This is a genomic window from Bartonella sp. MR168JLCBS (assembly GCF_042194175.1).
Map to the genome: position 1 here is coordinate 1 of NZ_JBHIMP010000436.1, position 342 is coordinate 342.

Genomic DNA, 342 nt, shown 5'->3' on the forward strand with positions numbered 1-342 from the left:
CCGATGGCGTGGAATCATCGATATCTGTTCTGACCATTGGCTGTTTAAGTGCATTAATTAAGTAAAACATTATGGAATGAAAAAAGAAAAAATTTAGAACTTAAACAATGGCGCATTATTGTTCCACATGATTATACTCACCAGTGGACTATTCGTTCTTTTTCACTAGACTGTAAAAAGCCTATTGATTTCGCCACTATTAACGGCCTTTTTAGATCTCCTAAAAGAGCTTTATGACGCAAAATTACTACGGATCAAAGCAATTATCGCATTGCGTGATGACTCACATCGTCCACTTGTTTTGCACAGTCTACAGACATTTTTTATCCGCCAATAAAATTG

At 36.0% G+C, this 342-nt stretch carries 1 pseudogene; it reads left to right on the forward strand.

The features are described from left to right. Nucleotides 1–342, forward strand: a pseudogene (locus ACFIK8_RS11825) (GTP-binding protein); the annotation flags it as partial.